The 17,651-nt window shown below is 64.7% G+C and carries 17 protein-coding genes; 9 read left to right on the forward strand and 8 right to left on the reverse strand.

Annotated elements, in window-relative coordinates:
- Nucleotides 1-323 precede the first annotated feature (323 nt).
- The gene (locus tag AB5K84_RS02320; RefSeq protein WP_011083232.1) at nucleotides 324-1,487 is read right to left on the reverse strand and encodes a hypothetical protein; all 1,164 of its coding nucleotides are present in this window, start codon (nucleotides 1,485-1,487) and stop codon (nucleotides 324-326) included.
- A gap of 341 nt (nucleotides 1,488-1,828) precedes the next feature.
- Between AB5K84_RS02320 and AB5K84_RS02325 the strand changes: the two genes are divergently transcribed.
- Nucleotides 1,829-2,452, forward strand: a complete 624-nt coding sequence (locus AB5K84_RS02325) for a helix-turn-helix domain-containing protein (RefSeq protein ID WP_011083231.1) — start codon at nucleotides 1,829-1,831, stop codon at nucleotides 2,450-2,452.
- A gap of 55 nt (nucleotides 2,453-2,507) precedes the next feature.
- On the opposite strand, the gene AB5K84_RS02330 is transcribed toward AB5K84_RS02325, so the two are convergent.
- The 4 genes from AB5K84_RS02330 to AB5K84_RS02345 form a co-directional block, all read right to left on the reverse strand.
- The gene (locus AB5K84_RS02330) at nucleotides 2,508-2,756 is read right to left on the reverse strand and encodes a hypothetical protein (RefSeq protein WP_011083230.1); all 249 of its coding nucleotides are present in this window, start codon (nucleotides 2,754-2,756) and stop codon (nucleotides 2,508-2,510) included.
- 97 nt (nucleotides 2,757-2,853) lie between these two features.
- Complete coding sequence (locus tag AB5K84_RS02335) at nucleotides 2,854-3,231, reverse strand: Hpt domain-containing protein (RefSeq protein ID WP_038965048.1); 378 nt, start codon at nucleotides 3,229-3,231, stop codon at nucleotides 2,854-2,856.
- Between the two features lie 156 nt (nucleotides 3,232-3,387).
- On the reverse strand, nucleotides 3,388-4,086 hold the full coding sequence (locus tag AB5K84_RS02340) for a Crp/Fnr family transcriptional regulator (RefSeq protein WP_171463725.1): 699 nt from the start codon (nucleotides 4,084-4,086) through the stop codon (nucleotides 3,388-3,390).
- Nucleotides 4,087-4,278: 192 nt separating this feature from the next.
- A complete protein-coding gene (locus AB5K84_RS02345) occupies nucleotides 4,279-4,989 on the reverse strand; it encodes a Crp/Fnr family transcriptional regulator (protein ID WP_011083227.1) in 711 nt (236 codons plus the stop codon).
- 444 nt (nucleotides 4,990-5,433) lie between these two features.
- Between AB5K84_RS02345 and AB5K84_RS02350 the strand changes: the two genes are divergently transcribed.
- The 7 genes from AB5K84_RS02350 (at nucleotide 5,434) to AB5K84_RS02380 (ending at nucleotide 12,050) form a co-directional block, all read left to right on the forward strand.
- Complete coding sequence (locus tag AB5K84_RS02350; protein ID WP_011083226.1) at nucleotides 5,434-5,913, forward strand: response regulator; 480 nt, start codon at nucleotides 5,434-5,436, stop codon at nucleotides 5,911-5,913.
- Nucleotides 5,914-6,322: 409 nt separating this feature from the next.
- Complete coding sequence (locus AB5K84_RS02355) at nucleotides 6,323-9,172, forward strand: hybrid sensor histidine kinase/response regulator (RefSeq protein ID WP_011083225.1); 2,850 nt, start codon at nucleotides 6,323-6,325, stop codon at nucleotides 9,170-9,172.
- Nucleotides 9,173-9,253: 81 nt separating this feature from the next.
- Nucleotides 9,254-9,727 (forward strand): chemotaxis protein CheW, encoded by a 474-nt coding sequence (locus AB5K84_RS02360; RefSeq protein WP_011083224.1) that lies wholly within the window; start codon nucleotides 9,254-9,256, stop codon nucleotides 9,725-9,727.
- 31 nt (nucleotides 9,728-9,758) lie between these two features.
- Nucleotides 9,759-10,145 (forward strand): response regulator, encoded by a 387-nt coding sequence (locus AB5K84_RS02365; RefSeq protein WP_028143851.1) that lies wholly within the window; start codon nucleotides 9,759-9,761, stop codon nucleotides 10,143-10,145.
- A 61-nt stretch (nucleotides 10,146-10,206) separates the two neighbouring features.
- Nucleotides 10,207-11,085 carry a CheR family methyltransferase gene (locus AB5K84_RS02370; protein WP_011083222.1) on the forward strand — a complete coding sequence of 293 codons (879 nt, stop codon included), beginning with the start codon at nucleotides 10,207-10,209 and terminating at the stop codon, nucleotides 11,083-11,085.
- A 2-nt stretch (nucleotides 11,086-11,087) separates the two neighbouring features.
- Nucleotides 11,088-11,405 carry a hypothetical protein gene (locus AB5K84_RS02375; RefSeq protein WP_011083221.1) on the forward strand — a complete coding sequence of 106 codons (318 nt, stop codon included), beginning with the start codon at nucleotides 11,088-11,090 and terminating at the stop codon, nucleotides 11,403-11,405.
- A 141-nt stretch (nucleotides 11,406-11,546) separates the two neighbouring features.
- Nucleotides 11,547-12,050 (forward strand): response regulator, encoded by a 504-nt coding sequence (locus AB5K84_RS02380; RefSeq protein ID WP_011083220.1) that lies wholly within the window; start codon nucleotides 11,547-11,549, stop codon nucleotides 12,048-12,050.
- 52 nt (nucleotides 12,051-12,102) lie between these two features.
- Here the strand turns inward: AB5K84_RS02380 and AB5K84_RS02385 are convergent, their stop codons facing one another.
- Complete coding sequence (locus AB5K84_RS02385; protein WP_028175690.1) at nucleotides 12,103-12,408, reverse strand: hypothetical protein; 306 nt, start codon at nucleotides 12,406-12,408, stop codon at nucleotides 12,103-12,105.
- A gap of 166 nt (nucleotides 12,409-12,574) precedes the next feature.
- Between AB5K84_RS02385 and AB5K84_RS02390 the strand changes: the two genes are divergently transcribed.
- Nucleotides 12,575-13,210 carry a response regulator transcription factor gene (locus AB5K84_RS02390; RefSeq protein WP_011083218.1) on the forward strand — a complete coding sequence of 212 codons (636 nt, stop codon included), beginning with the start codon at nucleotides 12,575-12,577 and terminating at the stop codon, nucleotides 13,208-13,210.
- A gap of 112 nt (nucleotides 13,211-13,322) precedes the next feature.
- Here AB5K84_RS02390 and AB5K84_RS02395 read toward each other — a convergent pair whose 3' ends face one another.
- Both AB5K84_RS02395 and AB5K84_RS02400 read right to left on the reverse strand, forming a co-directional pair.
- Nucleotides 13,323-16,919 (reverse strand): PAS domain S-box protein, encoded by a 3,597-nt coding sequence (locus AB5K84_RS02395; RefSeq protein WP_011083217.1) that lies wholly within the window; start codon nucleotides 16,917-16,919, stop codon nucleotides 13,323-13,325.
- Nucleotides 16,897-17,316, reverse strand: a complete 420-nt coding sequence (locus AB5K84_RS02400; protein ID WP_011083216.1) for a response regulator — start codon at nucleotides 17,314-17,316, stop codon at nucleotides 16,897-16,899. Before AB5K84_RS02400 ends, AB5K84_RS02395 begins: the two co-directional genes overlap by 23 nt.
- Nucleotides 17,317-17,651 lie beyond the last annotated feature (335 nt).

Genomic DNA, 17,651 nt, shown 5'->3' on the forward strand with positions numbered 1-17,651 from the left:
TCCCAATGCTCATGCCGTGCATCGGAGGATAAGAGCGGCAGCTACGGCCGAAGAACTCATTTTCGCGCGATGCGCGCATGTTCCGCCTCTTCTCGTGACGGTTCTGCGACAATGCGTGGCCGCGACCGCGCAAGTGTGAAGCAGATCACATGCGGTTTGCTGCACCTGCGCTATTGCTTCAGGCAGCCGGTGGTGGGCTGTCGAGGATCGCAGCAATGACGACGCGGCGGATATTGTATTGGTGGTTCAGGTTCGTGCTGTCAGGGCGATTTCTCGATCGCTTCCTGTGCCTGCCGCGCGCGCATTGAGTGCGCTGCCGGAGGTCAGGTCTGCCCGATCAATTTGCGAAACGCCGCCGCGCCGTCCTGCACGGCATCGCGTCCCTTCCACGCCAGGTAGGACAGCTTGCCGCCGAGCGTATCGTGACTGCGTAGCCGGCGCGAGCCGAGAATGTGTCCGACATTGGCCGGGAAGCGGCTTACCTCGGCGGCCACCAGCGCCGCGATCGCGTCCATCAATTGCTGGAGCCGGACGCCCCATTCGCAATGTTCGATGCCGTCGATGCGGACCTTGAGCGCATATTCGGTGTCGTAGATTTCGGCGAGCAGGTCGCGGGCGACCAGCACCCGGTTGTGCCGGAGAGCGATCCTGAGCGCGAGGCGCTTGTCGTCGAGCCGGTCGAGCACCATGGCAACGACGCAGGCATAGGGCGCGGCAGCGACGTCGGCCGCGCTCTTGCTCGCGGCGGCCTTGGTGGCGAGGCGCACCAATTGCCAGGACGTCTTCAGCCGCCGCGCCACCAGCGCCAGCGCGAAGGGCAGCGCCTCGGGATGAGCCTTCTTGAAGGCATCGAGCTGCGCGGTGATCTGGGCAACCTGGCCGTCGTCGAATTTCGCGATCTTCTCGGGCAGCTTTTCGTTGAACTTCGGCAGCGCGGCGCCGGCGCGCAGCACCTGCTGCATCTTCTTCACGTCGTCGAAGGCGCTGCGCGAAGCCGTGTATTGCGCGAGCTTGCCGCGGGCGAACTCGGCGCTCTCCGCTGATGCGAGGGTGTTCTCGAGGACCTTGACGACCTTGGTTTGGAAGATCGACGCGACCTTCAGCACTTCCTTCGGGTTGTTGGCGGCGACCTGGTCGTTGATCGCCTTGATGTAGTCGTGCGCCATGGTCGGCAGCAGATCGCGGCAGATCCACTCCCAGATCGGGGTGAGGGTGTTGCGCGAAATTCGCCCCATATTGGCATGCTCGGGTGCGCCGTCGATCAGCAGCAGCTCGAGCGGGGCGAAGAAATAACGCGAGGGGCTGGTGGCGCGCGCCTGGGTCGAACCGTCCTTGCGAAACTCGGCGCGCAGGCGGGCCTGGACGTCGGCCGAGCCCGGCATGTCGATGCCGCACAGCTCGAGCCGTTCGAGCTCGCTGAGCAGACAGCTGCGCGACAGCGGCGTCAGCCTCTGCAAGAATTCGGTCAGCCGATCGATCTCGTTCATGGCACGCAATCTTCCGCAACGATTCCAGCAAGCCTACGGGCTCAATGCATGGAGGCATTTGCGCGCTCTCAATCGGGCTCTAGAGAAGCAAGTCGCCGTTAATTTATCCGTAAAATCCGGGGGCGGCGGAGGACCGTCCGGGCGACGGCGGTTAAGGAGGCTTCGGCCCGTCTGCCCAGGAAGTGGGCGAAATTCTCAACCCTTGCATGGTCAAGGCAAGCTTCGCGCAAGCATAAATTGTGCCGACGCCGGTGTTTTAGCGCAAAACTGCCAAAATTACCGTAGTCTTACGGAGCAAAAAGTTAACCACAGATCGGCCCGGGTTCCGCTAAACAGGTCACATGGGGTCACAGAACGATACGGCTACCGATTCGCGGCCGTCGGAATGGTACGAAAGCAGCGCTGCTCCGGCTGAAGAGCTCGATTTCGTCCGCCTGAACGCCGCTCGCGCCAAGGCCGCAGACGAAATGGCCGCTGCCATCGCCCGCGAGCTCAACGGCCCCCTGACTGCGCTCCTGCTCTACATGGGCGAGATCAAGCATCACAGCGATCAGCTCGCGCCGGCTACGGGCGACCGTGCCTATTTGCAGCGGGTGGTGGAGAATGCGCTGACGCAGACCGAGCGCGTTTGCGGCCTGGTCAAGCAGCTTGCCGGCCCCCACAAGGTTGACTCGCCGATCCCGCCCCGGATCGAGGACGCCGAAGCGAAGATCGCCCGTGCGCCGCAGCCGCAGCGCGTGCCGAGTCCCGAACTCCTGGGCCTGTCGGGCCAGAAGCGGCTGACCAAGCGCGAGCGCGAGGTGCTCCGGCTGATCAGTGAGGGCTATTCGAACAAGCAGGGTGCGCTTCGGATGCAGATCAGTCCGCGCACGTTTGAGAGCCATCGCGCCGAGGCGATGCGCAAGCTCGGTGCGCGCAATACCGCGGACCTCGTCCGCGCGGCGCTGCTGCATTCAATCGATTGAGGTTCTTGTCTTGCGCCGCCGGTGGCGGCGCGGGGGCGGGAGAAGCCGATCGCGTTCAGAAATAGTCTTCGGAGAAGGCGCGCGCGCGCGAGATGGGGCGCAGCGGCTTGATCTCTTCCTTCGGCGCGTTCGGAATGATCGTGATGGTCCAGCGGGGAGGGGTGCTCGATTCCTGCTCCAGCACCGAGCGCACGAAGCCGGTCACCGTCGACTCGCCAGCCTTCACCGTCGCCATCCGGCCGTTGAACTGCGCGATACGGAAGCGACGGACCTCCTTCTGGTCCACTGTCTCGTAGGTGAACATGGAAACCCTCCTGGTTTCCCGCGACTATCGCCACCTATGATTAGCCATCTGTGAAAATCCCAAACCGTAGAAGTACGGCGGGGTTGCATCGGTCTCGCTATGCCTGCGGCTCCTGCGCGCGCGCGGCGGCGTAGGCGGCATCCATGCGCGACAGCAGATCACCGAATTCGGCCTCACCGAGCGTCTCCGCGGTCTTCTCCAGCTGCAGCGCCAGCGCCGCGAGCCTGGCATAGCCGAACGTCCCGGCCGCACTCTTCAGCGAATGCGCTTCGCGCGCGATCTTCGCGTGGTGCTGCGCGAGCGCGAGCGTGCGGAACAGTTGCAGGCGCGCGCAGGTCTCGCTCCAGAACACGGCGCGCACTTCGCCGGCACCGTCCTCGCCGATCTCGCGCACCAGCGCCGCGTACGCGCCCGGCTCGCGCGCGGGCTCGGCATCGAGCGCTGCCTGCGCAGGCGCAGCGGTCATTTCAAACATGGCTTTGCCTGCCTTGGTCACGGTCCGTTTGTCGCGCGGCGCGTCCGTCGCGAGGTCCGGCCCGTGTCTACGGCATTTGAATTTCAGTTCCGGTAGCGGGACGGCAGGTGTTTGCAGGCCGGCGTTAGCCGCAGGTTTACCACGCGACGGCGCCGGTCAGCGCTGGCCGAGCAGCCGGTCGTACTGGGCTTTCACCGTTGCGTAGCATTCGCACGCGGTCTGGCGCAGGCCGTCCAGGTTCAGGATCTGGATGTGCCCGCGGCTGTAGTGGATGAAATTGGCCTGCTGCAAGGTATTAGCGACCAGCGACACGCTGTTGCGCCGCGCCCCGATCATCTGCGCCATGGCCTCCTGGGTCAGCAGCAGCCGGTAGTCGCCCGACAGATCATGGGTGTGCAACAGGCAGCGCGACAGCCGCGATTCCACCGGATGGGCGGCGTTGCAGCCCGCGGTCTGCTGGACCTGAGCGTAGACCGCCAACCCGTGGCGCGTGAGCAACGTCCGCAGGGTGCCGCTCTGGTCGGCCGCGATGCGCAGCCGGTCGAGATCCATCACCGACGCGACGCCGGGAACCAGCACGATTGCCGTGTTCAGCGCGCAAGTATCGCCCATGGTCGAGAGCGTGCCGAGCAGGCTGTCGCGGCCGATCATGGCGACCTGCACATGCTCGCCCTTGGCGAGGTTCACCACCAGCGAGATGACGCCGCGGTGGGGAAAGAACGCGCGCTTGAGCGTCTCGCCGGTCTCGACCAGCACGGCTTCGTGCGGCAGCTCGACCGTGTGCAGATATGGGCGGATCAGCTCATAATCGTCCGCCGTGAGCGCGGACAGGAAACCGTTGGACGGACGCACCATCGTTTCCAAAACTGCCTCCCGTCTCGTCAGGCAGGGACTTGCGAGAGCGAATTTGCGGATCCCGGCACGGGCAAGCTCCATCATGTTCCCGTCGGGATATATAGGCAATTGGGACAAGTTGTCCGAGTGCGACGGTCACCTTCGCGGCGCTGTGTGCACCTCGGCATGCAGAACGGCCGCATCGACTTCTCGTCACCGCAGCGCTCCGAGCAGGCGTGAATGGGTGGCCTTGACCGCCGAATGGCAGTCGCAGGACGTCGTCTCCAGCGCGCGCAGGTCGATGATTTCGATCTGCCCGCGGGTGTAGCGAATAATGCCGGCCCGTTGCAGTGCATGCGCGACGAGAGAAATGGCGTTGCGCCGCACGCCCATCATCTGTGCCAGCGTCTCCTGTGTCAGCGGAAGGATCGCGCTGTCGGACAGGTCGCGGGCGCGCAAGAGCCAGCGCGCCAGCCGGGCCTCGACCGGGTGCAGCGTATTGCAGAGCAACGATTGCTGCGCATGCGCGAGCAGGACCTGCTCATGACGCACCATCAGATTTCGAAACGGGACGCTCGCGGCGGCGATCGTCCGGAAAGCCGCGATTTCAAGCATGGAAGCCGTGCCGGGGAAAAGCACGACCGCGTCCGCCGGCGCGATGCCGTCGGCAAGCGCCGCGCCACTGCCCACGACGCTGTCGCGCCCCAGCATTGCGATCTCGATCATTTGTCCTTCGGACAAGCCCAGCGTGATCGAAATGGACCCGCCGTGCGGGAAGTAGACGTATCGCAACGCGGCGCCCGCCTCGCCCAAGACAGATTCCCTGACCATTTCGACTGTCGCGAGATGGGGGCGCAGCAGGTCGAAATCTGCCGCATCGAGCATTTGCAGCAACTGATTGGGCGGGAAGCCGCTCGTGGTCATTCAGGATCAATTCCGGCGCGTTCGACCTAAGATCGATGCAGCGCCCTGCTGCGTCGTTCAGTTGCACGGTAACAAAAGCATATTGTACAGGTTGTGGTGCTGTCCATATACCCGTTAGAGGGCAGACGGGCTGCCGCATTTGCGGCGGAAATAAGTACAGCGCGCTGATTCGCTCGAGAACCTTCGCGCCAGTCCTGTGAGGGCGCGCAGGAAAAAGTGGCAGGGGGGCCTTCATGAGCCGGGAGCACTGCATCCGCGCGGCGATCGGACACCGGTCAGTCCGCGCAGCCTCGTCTATTGGACGAGTGGTTACAGCGACCGGACATCGCGCCGATTCATGACGCCGCATGGCTGCAGATTTCGCGTCCGTCGTTTCCGTCCTCCTGGCTTCGCCAAAGACGTTCGCGACCGTCAGTTCTTCGATCCCAACCGGAGGAGAAAGGCGTGCCCCACGGTTCAATTATTGAATCGCCGAAACGGGAAGCTCAAACGGGGACAGAAAGTCTGCGCCATATTCTCGTTGTCGACGACGACCCGATGGTGTGCATGGCCATCGAGGTCTATCTTCAGCTAAACCATTTTCGGGTGACGATTGCCGAAGGAGGAGAGGTCGGACTGCGTGCTCTCGAACACGGACAGTTCGATCTGATGATCATCGACATCTTCATGCCGCACATGCGCGGCTTCGAATCGATCAGGGTGTTCCACGAGCGGGCGCCCACCATTCCGTTGATCGCGATGTCCGGCTACGCTTTCGCAAATCTGAATTCACCCGCTCCCGATTTCCTCCGGATGGCGCTCGAGCTCGGCGCGGCACGCTGTCTGCGCAAGCCGTTCACGCCGCACGCTCTGCTCGCCGCCGTCAACGATTGCTTCGCGGAGCACCGCTCCGACGACGTTGCCTCGGCCGCGCGCCTGGGTTAGCGCAGCGCAGGCCGTCGTAGCGGCGGGGTAAGCGTCTGTTTACCACAAACGCGGGCCTTGCGGATCCCGGCAGGGCACGCCGCGACGGTCGCGAGAGCGCTCCCGATCGGCTTCGATTTCACGTGGGCCGTGCATATCGTCCTTCACGAGCAGGACTTTCTTGCGCGCGTCGTCGCGCCGTTGTCGGCGCGTTTACCTAACGCTTCTTTTGGTGACAGTTCGGTGCCGGTTTTACCGAGAAGCGCTGCCGCATGTGATCGAACCACAAACTTCTCTTCAATATCCGTATTAGCACGGAGGATGAAATTAACGGGACCGTGAAAGGGGTTGTCTAACGATCCAGACGGGGACCTCCGTCGATGCCAAGCGTGGCTCAGGCGTCGAAGTCCAGCTCAGTAAGGCGTAGCTCATGGATGATCTGTTGCGGGAGTTCTTGACGGAGACCAGCGAGAGCCTGGACACCGTCGACAATCAGCTGGTGAAGTTCGAGCAGGAGCCGAACAACGCCAAGATCCTGGATAACATCTTCCGCCTGGTCCACACCATCAAGGGGACGTGCGGCTTCCTCGGCTTGCCGCGACTGGAAGCGCTGGCGCATGCCGGCGAGACGCTGATGGGCAAGTTCCGCGACGGCATGCCGGTGACGGGGCAGGCGGTGACGGTGATCCTGTCCTCGATCGACCGCATCAAGGAGATCCTCGCCGGCCTCGAGGCGACCGAAGCCGAGCCGGAGGGCACCGACCGCGATCTCATCGACAAGCTGGAAGCGATGGTCGAGCAGGGCATGGCGGCGATGTCAGCGTCGGCTTCGCCGATCGCGTCAGGCTCGGCGCAGCCGATGCCGGCGGCTGGCAGCGCCGCTGCTGTTGCTGACGCGCCGCCGCTGGTGCCGGAAGCGCCGGCCGCCGCTGCGCCGGCCAAGGACATGACCACGGGTTCGCTGATCGACCAGACCCTGGAGCGCCCGCTGCGCCCGGGTGAAGTGTCGCTCGACGAGCTCGAGCGCGCCTTCCGCGAAACCGCGATCGAAGCCCCAATCCCCGCGCCAATCGTCAAGGCCGAGGTCAAGGCTGAGCCCGCGCCGGCTCCGGCCCCTGTTGCCAAAGAGGCTGCCAAGGAAGCTGCGAAGCCTGCCGCCAAGGAGAAGGCCGCGCCGAAGAAGTCGATGGCCGACGAGGGCGCCTCCGAGGGCGACCGCATCGCCAACCAGTCGATCCGCGTCAACGTGGATACGCTGGAGCATCTGATGACCATGGTCTCCGAGCTGGTCTTGACCCGCAACCAGCTGCTGGAGATCTCCCGCCGCAATGAGGACACCGAGTTCAAGGTGCCGTTGCAGCGCCTCTCCAACGTCACCGCCGAGCTGCAGGAAGGCGTCATGAAGACGCGCATGCAGCCGATCGGCAATGCCTGGCAGAAGCTGCCCCGCATCGTCCGCGACCTGTCGAGCGAACTCGGCAAGCAGATCGAGCTGGAGATGCACGGCGCCGACACCGAGCTCGACCGCCAGGTGCTCGACCTGATCAAGGACCCGCTCACCCACATGGTGCGCAACTCCGCCGACCATGGCCTGGAGACCCCCGCCGAGCGGCTCGCGGCCGGCAAGGGCGAGCAGGGCACCATCCGCCTCTCCGCCTATCACGAGGGCGGCCACATCATCATCTGCATCGCCGACAACGGCCGCGGCCTCAACACCGAGAGGATCAAGGCCAAGGCGATCTCCTCGGGTCTCGTCACCGAGGCCGAGCTCGAGAAGATGAGCGAAGCCCAGATCCACAAGTTCATCTTCGCGCCGGGCTTCTCGACCGCGGCCGCCATCACCTCGGTGTCGGGCCGCGGCGTCGGCATGGACGTGGTGCGCACCAATATCGACCAGATCGGCGGCACCATCGACATCAAGTCGGTGGCCGGCGAGGGCTCGAGCGTCACCATCAAGATCCCGCTGACCTTGGCCATCGTCTCCGCGCTGATCGTGGAAGCCGCCGGCGACCGCTTTGCGATCCCGCAGCTCTCCGTCGTCGAGCTGGTCCGGGCCCGCGCCAACAGCGAGCACCGCATCGAGCGCATCAAGGACACCGCCGTCCTGCGCCTGCGCAACAAGCTCTTGCCGCTGATCCATTTGAAGAAGCTGCTCAAGATCGACGACGGCGCGGCCAGCGATCCCGAGAACGGTTTTATCGTGGTGACGCAGGTCGGCAGCCAGACCTTCGGCATCGTCGTCGACGGCGTCTTCCACACCGAAGAAATCGTGGTCAAGCCGATGTCGACGAAGCTGCGTCACATCGACATGTTCTCCGGCAACACCATTCTGGGCGATGGCGCCGTCATCATGATCATCGACCCCAACGGCATTGCCAAGGCGCTGGGTGCTGCCGGCTCCTCGGCCCATGACATGGGCGACGAGAACGGGGCGCATCACATCGGAAGTGGCGAGCAGACCACTTCGCTGCTGGTGTTCCGCGCCGGCTCGTCCCAGCCCAAGGCGGTCCCGCTCGGGCTCGTCACGCGCCTGGAGGAGCTGCCCGCCGACAAGATCGAGTTCAGCAACGGCCGCTACATGGTGCAGTACCGCGAGCAGCTGATGCCGCTCGTCGCCATGGAGAGCGTCACTGTTGCGAGCCAAGGCGCCCAGCCGATCCTGGTGTTCGCCGACGACGGCCGCTCCATGGGCCTCGTCGTCGACGAGATCATCGACATCGTCGAGGAACGCCTCAACATCGAGGTCGGCGGCTCCAGCCAGGGCATCCTGGGCTCGGCCGTGATCAAGGGGCAGGCCACCGAGGTGATCGACGTCGGCCACTTCCTGCCGATGGCGTTCGCCGACTGGTTCACCCGCAAGGAGATGAAGCCGTCGATGCATTCGCAGTCGGTGCTGCTGGTCGACGATTCCGCGTTCTTCCGCAACATGCTGGCGCCGGTGCTGAAAGCCGCCGGCTACCGCGTCCGCACCGCGCCGACCGCGCAGGAGGGCCTGGCCGCGCTGCGCGCCCAGAGCTTCGACGTGGTCCTGACCGACATCGAGATGCCCGACATGAACGGGTTCGAGTTCGCCGAGGTGATCCGCTCCGACAACAATCTCGGCGCGATGCCGATCATCGGCCTGTCCGCGCTGGTGTCGCCGGCGGCGATCGAGCGCGGCCGTCAGGCCGGCTTCCACGACTATGTCGCCAAGTTCGACCGTCCCGGTCTGATCGCGGCGCTGAAGGAGCAGACCGCGGGCGCCGCCGGCGCCTCCGAGCTGAGCCGGGCAGCGGCGTAAGAGCATGATCCGGAAAAGTGTGAAGCGGTTTTCCGACGAGATCATGCTCAAAACGAAAAAGCGGGATCAGGAGATACGCTGATGGCCAACAAGACCCAGTCCACCGAAGGCGCCATGGTCGAATACGTCACCGCGATGATCGGCGGCCAGCTGTTCGGCCTGCCGATCTCCCGCGTCCAGGACGTGTTCATGCCCGAGCGCGTCACCCGCGTTCCGCTGTCCTCCCGCGAGATCGCCGGCGTCCTCAACCTGCGCGGCCGCATCGTCACCGTGGTCGACATGCGCGCCCGCCTCGGCCTGCCGAGGCCCGAGGACGGCAAGGTGCCGATGGCGGTCGGTGTCGACCTGCGCGGCGAATCCTATGGCCTGCTGATCGACCAGATCGGCGAGGTGCTGCGCCTGCCCGAGGACGGCAAGGAAGAAAACCCTGTCAACCTCGACCCCCGCATGGCCAAGCTCGCCGGCGGTGTCCACCGCCTCGACGGCCAGCTCATGGTCGTCCTCGACGTCGATCGCGTCCTCGAGCTCGAAACCAAAGTGCAAATGGCTGCGTGAACCAACGAAACATCGAAGCCGGAGAACCAAAATGAAGACCTGTTTGGTGGTCGATGATTCCAGCGTCGTGCGCAAGATCGCGCGCCGCATCCTGGAAGGCCTGGAATTCCAGGTCACCGAAGCCGAGGACGGCTCGAAGGCGCTCGAGATCTGCCAGCGGCAACTGCCCGATGCGGTGTTGCTCGACTGGAACATGCCCGTGATGGACGGCTTCGAGTTCATGGGCCACATGCGCCGCCTGCCCGGCGGCGACCAGCCGAAGGTGGTGTTCTGCACCACCGAGAACAACGTGGCCCATATCGCCCAGGCGCTCAGCGGCGGCGCCAACGAATACATCATGAAGCCCTTCGACAAAGACATTATCGCCGACAAGTTCGCTGAAGTCGGCTTGATCCCGGTCGGACAAGCCATGGTCTGAGTGTGTCTGGCCCGAGTGTTCCGGCCAGAGTGTTTTCAGTACAGCTTTCGAGAGGCCATCTGTGACCCCGACCGAGTATGAGTATCTGCGCAAGTTCCTGAAGGACAATTCAGGTCTCGATCTGTCCGCAGACAAGCAGTATCTGATCGAAAGCCGCCTCTTGCCGCTCGCCCGCAAGGCCGGGCTCTCCGGCATCCCCGAGCTCGTGCAGAAGCTGCAGGGTGGCTCGCGCGCGCTCATCACCGACGTGGTCGAAGCCATGACCACCAACGAGACCTTCTTCTTCCGCGACAAGGTCCCGTTCGATCATTTCCGCGACACCATCATGCCCGAGATCATCAAGGCGCGCGCCGGGCGCCGCAGCGTGCGGATCTGGTGCGCCGCCGGTTCGACCGGACAGGAGCCCTATTCGCTGGCGATGTGCCTGAAGGAGATGGGTGCGGCCCTCACCGGCTGGCGCGTCGAGATCATCGCGACCGACCTGTCGCAGGAGGTGCTGGAGAAGGCCAGAGCCGGCGTCTACAGCCAGTTCGAGGTGCAGCGCGGCCTGCCGATCCAGATGCTGGTGAAATATTTCAAGCAGACCGGCGAGACCTGGCAGATCAATCCCGAATTGCGGGCGATGATCCAGCACCGCCAGCTCAACCTGCTGCACGACTTCGCCCAGCTCGGTACGTTCGACGTCATCTTCTGCCGCAACGTGCTGATCTATTTCGACCAGGACACCAAGATCAACATCTTCAACCGCCTGGCGCGCCAGATCGAGCCCGATGGCTTCCTCGTGCTGGGTGCCGCCGAAACCGTGGTCGGACTGACGGATACGTTCAGGCCGATTCCCGACCGGCGCGGCCTCTACAAGCCGAACGATCCGCGTGCAGCCGTGGCCAAGCCGGCTCTCGCCGGCGTGGCGCCGCGCATGGCGGTGATGGCGGGACGATAGGCATGGCCGAGGATGGAAAAGGCGCGGAGCGCGTCACCTTCAGTCGCGGCTATGATGTCTGCATCATGGCCATCGACGGCACCTGGCGCCGTGACTGCAAGCTCAACGCCATTTCCGACACCGACGCCATCCTTACGGTTGAAGGCTCGATCCAGGGGCTGAACCTGAAAGAGTTCTTCCTGCTGTTGTCGTCCACCGGCCTAGCCTACCGCCGCTGCGAGCTGGTGCGCGTCAACGGCGCCGAAATGGACATCCAGTTCCTGCGCGGCAAGAACCGCAAGAAGCGCGGCGCCGCCGGCGGCCACGACGCGGCAGCCTGACCGGCGCGTGGCGGCGCCGGCGCTTTCCGCCACGTTGCTTTACATTTGCTGAAACATCCGGGCGAATTTGCCGCGGCGGCTTTACGTGGCCTAAGCGCGCGCCGTGTATCCATTGCCTGTCTCAATCTCAGGAATACGGCAATGCCCAGAAGTTCCCTCTCCCCCGTCCCATCGAACCTGCCCGACGTCGCCGAGCGGCGTGCGCTCCAGCTCCTGGTGGTCGATGACGACGCCACGCAGCGCAGCCTGATCACGGTCGCCGCCAAGCAGGCCGGCCACGAGGTCACCGTGGCGCCGTCCGTGGCGGAAGCGATCGAGAAGCTGCGCGCCGCGCGCTTCGACTGCGTGACGCTCGATCTCGTGCTGGAGGATGGCGACGGCATCGACGTGTTGCGCGAGATGGCGAACGCGAAATTCGCCGGTGCCGTGATCGTCATCAGCGGCATGGACGGCAAGCGCCGCAGCGCCGCCCGCAGCTTCGCCCGCTCCGTCGGGATCCAGCTCCAGGGCCTGCCGAAGCCGCTCGATCTGGCGGCCCTGCGCATCAGCCTCGCCAACCTCGGCAAGACCGCGATGGGGCTGCCGGCGATCCACACCTGGGGTGGTGTCGCCAGCGACGCGATCGTGGAACGGCACCGCACCTGACGCGCGGAGCTGCCATGCAATCGGATGCAGCCGCCGCCGCGCCGATCGCGACCTACACCGGGTCGCCGGAATCCGACAGGTATTGCAGGGCGTGGCCAAGGCCCGCCCGGCAGACGTTGAGGGCGGCACTCGCCGTGGCATAGCGCGGCGTGACGTCGTCGAGCACGAAAATGTCGGCGGAACCGGCCTGATCGCCGTTGTCGTCCTGCTCCGGGCCTGCATCGATCATGGCTGCGTCGATCAGGCGCATGCTGCTCTCGATCTGCGCGATCAGGCAGCGAAGGTCGGCCGCAATCAACTGACGGCTGTCGGCCTCGGGCGTCGTGACGAGAGGTGGCGTGCTGGCCAAATTTAGCATGGATATTCTCCGTCCCCCGCAATTAGGCGCCATGCCGCTACTTGTGCGTTAAGTCTATGTCCCGTACAAATACGGGTGGGCCGAATCCGCGCCGAACGCCATAACGGTTGGCGCGGACGCGAGTCCTCAATGCCGAATGGACTCTAATGCCAATTGGACATGGCACATGGCCGAACAAACCTCTCGCGGTGAAATCTTCGTAGTCGACGACGACCCGGCTGTTCGCGACACCTTGTCGATGGTGTTGAAGGCGGCGGGCTATGAGGTGATCTGTTTTGCGGACGGCGCAGCGCTGCTCTCCGTCGCGCGAAACCGCACACCGGCTGCGATCCTGCTCGACGTGCACATTCCCGGAAAGTCGGGTCTCGACATTCTGAAGGAGCTGCACGGTGAGGATTATCCGGCGCCGATCTTCATGATCTCCGGGCAGGGCGACATCACAATGGCGGTGGGCGCCATCAAGAGCGGCGCGCTCGACTTCATCGAGAAGCCGTTCCGCGGCAGCGAGATCGTCGGCCGCCTCGACGAGGCGATCGGCGCCTATGCACGCAGGCAGGCGGAGAACGCAGCGCCGAAATTCGGCTCGCTGCATTTCCCCGGACGCGAGCCGTTGACGCGGCGCGAACGCGAGGTGCTCGAGCAGTTCGCCGCCGGCGCTTCCAACAAGGAAGCCGGCCGCACTCTCGGCATCAGCCCGCGCACCATCGAGGACCACCGCGCCAACATCATGAAGAAGCTCGGTGCGCGCAATGCCGCCGACCTGATCCGGATCGTGATGACCGCGGCGCAGCGCGCGTCGTAGGGTCGGTTGCATCGCGGACATTTCTTCGTCATTCCGGGGCGATGCGGAGCATCGAACCCGGAATCTCGAGATTCCGGATCGCGCTACGCGCGTCCGGAATGACTCCCAAGCCTCACCCCAGCAGCGCCTTGCGGATGATCCGCGCGAGATCCGATTTGCGGTAGGGCTTTGCGAGCAGCAGAACGCCCGAATCCAGCCGGCCGTGATGGATGATCGCATTCTCGGTATAGCCTGACGTGTAGACCACCCTGAGATCGGGGCGCGTCTTCATCAGCTCGTCGGCGAGCTGCCGTCCGTTCATCCTGCCGGGCATGATGACGTCGGTGAACAGGAGGTCGAACGGCTTTCCGGCGGCGACGATCGCGAGCGCTTCCGCGGCGTTCGCAGCCTGCAAGGTGACGTAGCCCAGCGCATGCAGCTGCGCCAGCACGTAGTCGCGCACCAGCCGGTCGTCCTCGACCACCAGGATCGTCTCGTGTCCGCCCTCGATCGTCGCAGGGATCACACCGTCGCCGACCGCCGTCGCCGTCTTGCCTGGCGGCAGGTACATCTTGATCGTGGTGCCGTGGCCTTCCTCGCTGTAGATCTTGATGTGGCCCGCGGACTGCTTGATGAAGCCGTAGACCATCGAAAGCCCGAGTCCGGTGCCCTTGCCCGGTCCCTTCGAGGTGAAGAAGGGATCGAACACCCTGGTCAGCATGTTGGACGGAATGCCGGTTCCGGTGTCGCTCACGGCGATCAGCACGTAGTGCCCGGGCCGGACGTCGTTGACGCTGGCATAGACCTCGTCGAGATAGGCGGCGCCCGTCTCCACGATCAGCTTGCCGCCGCCGGGCATGGCGTCGCGGGCGTTGAGCGCGAGGTTGAGGATCGCGGTGGTGAGCTGGTTGGGATCGACGATCGCAACGCAGCTCTCCTCCTCGAACACGGATTCGATCTGGATCTGCTCGCCCAGCGTCGGCCGCAGCAGCTTTGCGGTGTCGACGATCAGCGAGTTGATATCGACCTCGCGCGGCTGGAGCGGCTGCTTGCGCGCGAACGCGAGCAGGTGCTGGGTCAGCTCGGCGCCGCGGCCGGCGGCCTCGTCGATCATCCGGGTGATCGCCGCAAGCTCGGGCTCCTTGGCCACTGCGTCGCTGAGGATTTCGATCGTCCCGGTGATCACGGTGAGGATGTTGTTGAAGTCGTGCGCCACGCCGCCGGTGAGCTGGCCGACCGCCTCCATCTTCTCCGCATGGCGGATGCGTTCCTCGGACGCGATCTTGTCGGTGAGGTCGCGGTAGAAGACGTTGAACAGAATGCCTTCGCGGCGCTTCAGCGCCGTGACGCTCAGTTCGGCCTTGAATTCCTTGCCGTCACGGCGGCAGCAGACCAGCTCGCGGCGGCGATTGAGCGTCTGACCGTCTCCGGAATCGAGGAAGCGTGCGAGACCCGCCTTGACCCTCTCGCGCTCACCTGTGGCGACGATGAGGTCGATCGCATTCCTGCCCAGCGCTTCGTCGCGGCGCCAGCCGAACAGCTCTTCGGCCCGCGAGCTCCAGTTCAGGATGATGCTGCGGTCGTCGGTCTGGACGAAGGCGTCGAGCGCGGTCTCGACGATGTTGCGGGCCAGCTGCTCGCTTTCGCGCAAGGACTCCTCGGCCAGCCTTGCCTCGGTCATGTCGCGCCCGACGAAGAAGTAGCGCTTGGCCTGATCGGACCAGTTGCCGAGCCAGGACAGCCAGATCTCGCGTCCGTCCCTGTGGAGGCAGCGGGTGTCGGCGAGCTTCGGGTGCCCGCCGCGCCTGAGTGCGCGCATTTCCTCGCGCGATTGTTCGAGATGGGCCGGGTGGATGAAATCGGCGCCGCTGTAGCCGATCATGTCGTCGGGCCGGTAGCCGAGAATGGCCTCGCAGCTCGGGCTGATCTGCGCGATATGGCCCTGCGAGTCCATGATCATGATCAGGTCCTGCGAGGCGTCGAAAAGCTGCCGCCGCTCCTCGAGCTGCTGCTGTAGCGCCCGCTCGGTCCGTCGCGCCTCGGTGAGGCTGCGCGCCGAGCCCGAGGCGCCGATGATCTCGCCGGAGGGGCCCCTGATCGGTGAGAGGCTCACCGAGATTTCGACCGGGCTGCCATCCTTGCGCAGGCGCACGGTTTCGAAATGTTCGATCCGCTCACCCCTCGCAATCCGCCGAAGATAGTCCTTGCCCTCCTCGCGGCGATCCGGCGGAAGCAGGATCGACGTCGGCTGTCCGATCGCTTCCTCGGCCGAATAGCCGTAGAGGCGTTCGGCTGCCGCGTTCCAGCCGATGATGATGCCGTCGAGCGTTTGCAGGACGATCGAATCGTCGGAGGATTGGACCGCCGCGCTGAACAGGCTTTCGCGGACGGCGAGCTGGTCGCGGACGGCCTCGGTGCGACGCCGCTCCTCGACCTCGTGCTCCAGTGCCGACGTCTTTGCCTTCATCTCCTCGACCATGTGGGCAAAGGCCCGCGCCAGCACGCCCGTCTCGCCGCTTGCATCGACGGGAATGTCCGCTGGCCGTCCGCTGCCGATGGCCTCCACGGCCGCGGTCAGGCGCCCGATCGGGCGAGTCAGGGAGCGCGCCAGCAGCACCGCGAGCGAAGCCGCGGCGAGGACGGCAAGCAAGCCGACGAGCAAGGACGTTTTTTGAATGGCGGCCGGCACGCGGCCAAAGACGGCCGGGGGAATGGTCACGATGATTGCGACCCATTCCTTGCTCGCAAGCAGCGCAGGCGCGATCGCCGCGCCGCTCGGCCGGCCCGATCCATCGGTCGCGAGCTGCGTGGATACTCCCGGCGAGCCTGCCAGGGCTGAGAAAAATGGAAAATCACTGCGCCAGTTGGTGGGGGGGGCGCGCAACGAGCCGAATTCTCGCGTCTGATCGGGATGAACCAGATAGTCGCCGCGCGCATTCACGACGTAGATCTCGCCTCCCGAGCTCGTCGTCGAGCGAATGCGGTCGAGTACCGGACGCATGTCGATATTGGCGATGATGATGCCGAACGGCTTGCCGTCGGGCGTGAACAGCGGCGTCGCGGCCCGCAGGGTCGGAGTGTGCAAGGCCGTGGTTCCCCCCTGGCGGGTCGCGAGTTCGATGGGCGACACATAAATCTCGCCCGGCGCCAGTCGTATCGTTTCCTGAAAGTAGGTTCGTTCGCTCTTGCGCTCCAGTTCGCTGTCGGGGGCAACTCGTACCGCTCCGTTCGGGCCGGAGCGATCGACGCGGACCAGCTCGCGCTGGTCGTCGTCAAGACCGATGATTCGAAACTGTCCATAGCTGGGCTTGGCCTCGATCTCGGCCGCGAGCCGCGCCGCGATACGCTCGCGCCAGGTCTGCTCCGAGACGCCGTCAAGAGCGTCAATTCCTCCGCCGAGGTGGGCCCGGATCAGACCGTTGATTGCCGCGGCGGAGCGATAGCCGACCAAATCGCCGCGAACGCCGGCAACGTAGGATTCAAGATTGGTGGCCAGCAGGCGTGACTGGGCTTCGACCCGCTCCAGCACCCGCGGAATGACGGCTTGTGTGATGTTGCGATAGCCCAGCCAGCCGACGGCGGTCACGGTAGCCGCCACCAGCAGGATCATCGCGATGGCCAGCCGGGTTGCGAGGGTCATGGAGATATTCGCAGGGGTTCCCGGATGACCGTGCGTGTTCTGGCCTGCAGCAGAGGAGACGCCCTCGTCATCGGCGGCCGGTACTGACATCGGGCCCCTCCGGCTTGCCCGCGTCGAGGCAGCCGCTCACCGCGGCGAGCAGCGCGTCTGCCCGGAACGGCTTCTGAAGGCTTGCCACTGCACCGAGCTTGGTCGCCATCTTCAGGAAATCCGGCTCCGCATGGGCGTCCGGCGTGATCGATCGGCCGGAAATGACGATGATCGGAATCGCCGGGGCTAGCGCCCGGATGTGGCGCATCGTCTCCAGCCCGTCCATGCCGGGCATGAAGATGTCGAGAAACAAGAGGTCGAACGGGCTGGCCTCGAACAGCGCAAGTCCCTTGTGGCCGTCGCCGGCGACGGTGACGTGATGACCGGCTCTCTCCAGAAGCAGCCGGATCGTGATCTGCACGGCCGGGTCGTCATCCACGATCAGGATGTTGGCCACGTCTGAATTCCTCCGGGTCGGCTGGGACGTTCCAGTGACCGCAAATCAAGGCATCAAATACGAAATTGTTGCGCGGATTCTATCCGCCCCGCAAGCGCCTCGCGTCTGCCGCGATTGCCTTTCCTGGCGCGCCGGGAGGCAATGCCTTGCACATCATACGCACTCTTGCGTGCATTTGAGGTCGGGCCTGGTTCCAAACATCGTAACCCGTTTTAGCATCGGGAGATATTTCTCTCGCCGTAGTTGTACGGAACCCGAGCCTTCACTATGGATTAAAGGCCGCTGACTACAATCTCCGATAGTCCTCGTATCAGTATTTCGCGCATTTCATTGCT

This window comes from Bradyrhizobium sp. 1200_D9_N1_1, assembly GCF_052075915.1.
Classification (GTDB): domain Bacteria; phylum Pseudomonadota; class Alphaproteobacteria; order Rhizobiales; family Xanthobacteraceae; genus Bradyrhizobium; species Bradyrhizobium diazoefficiens.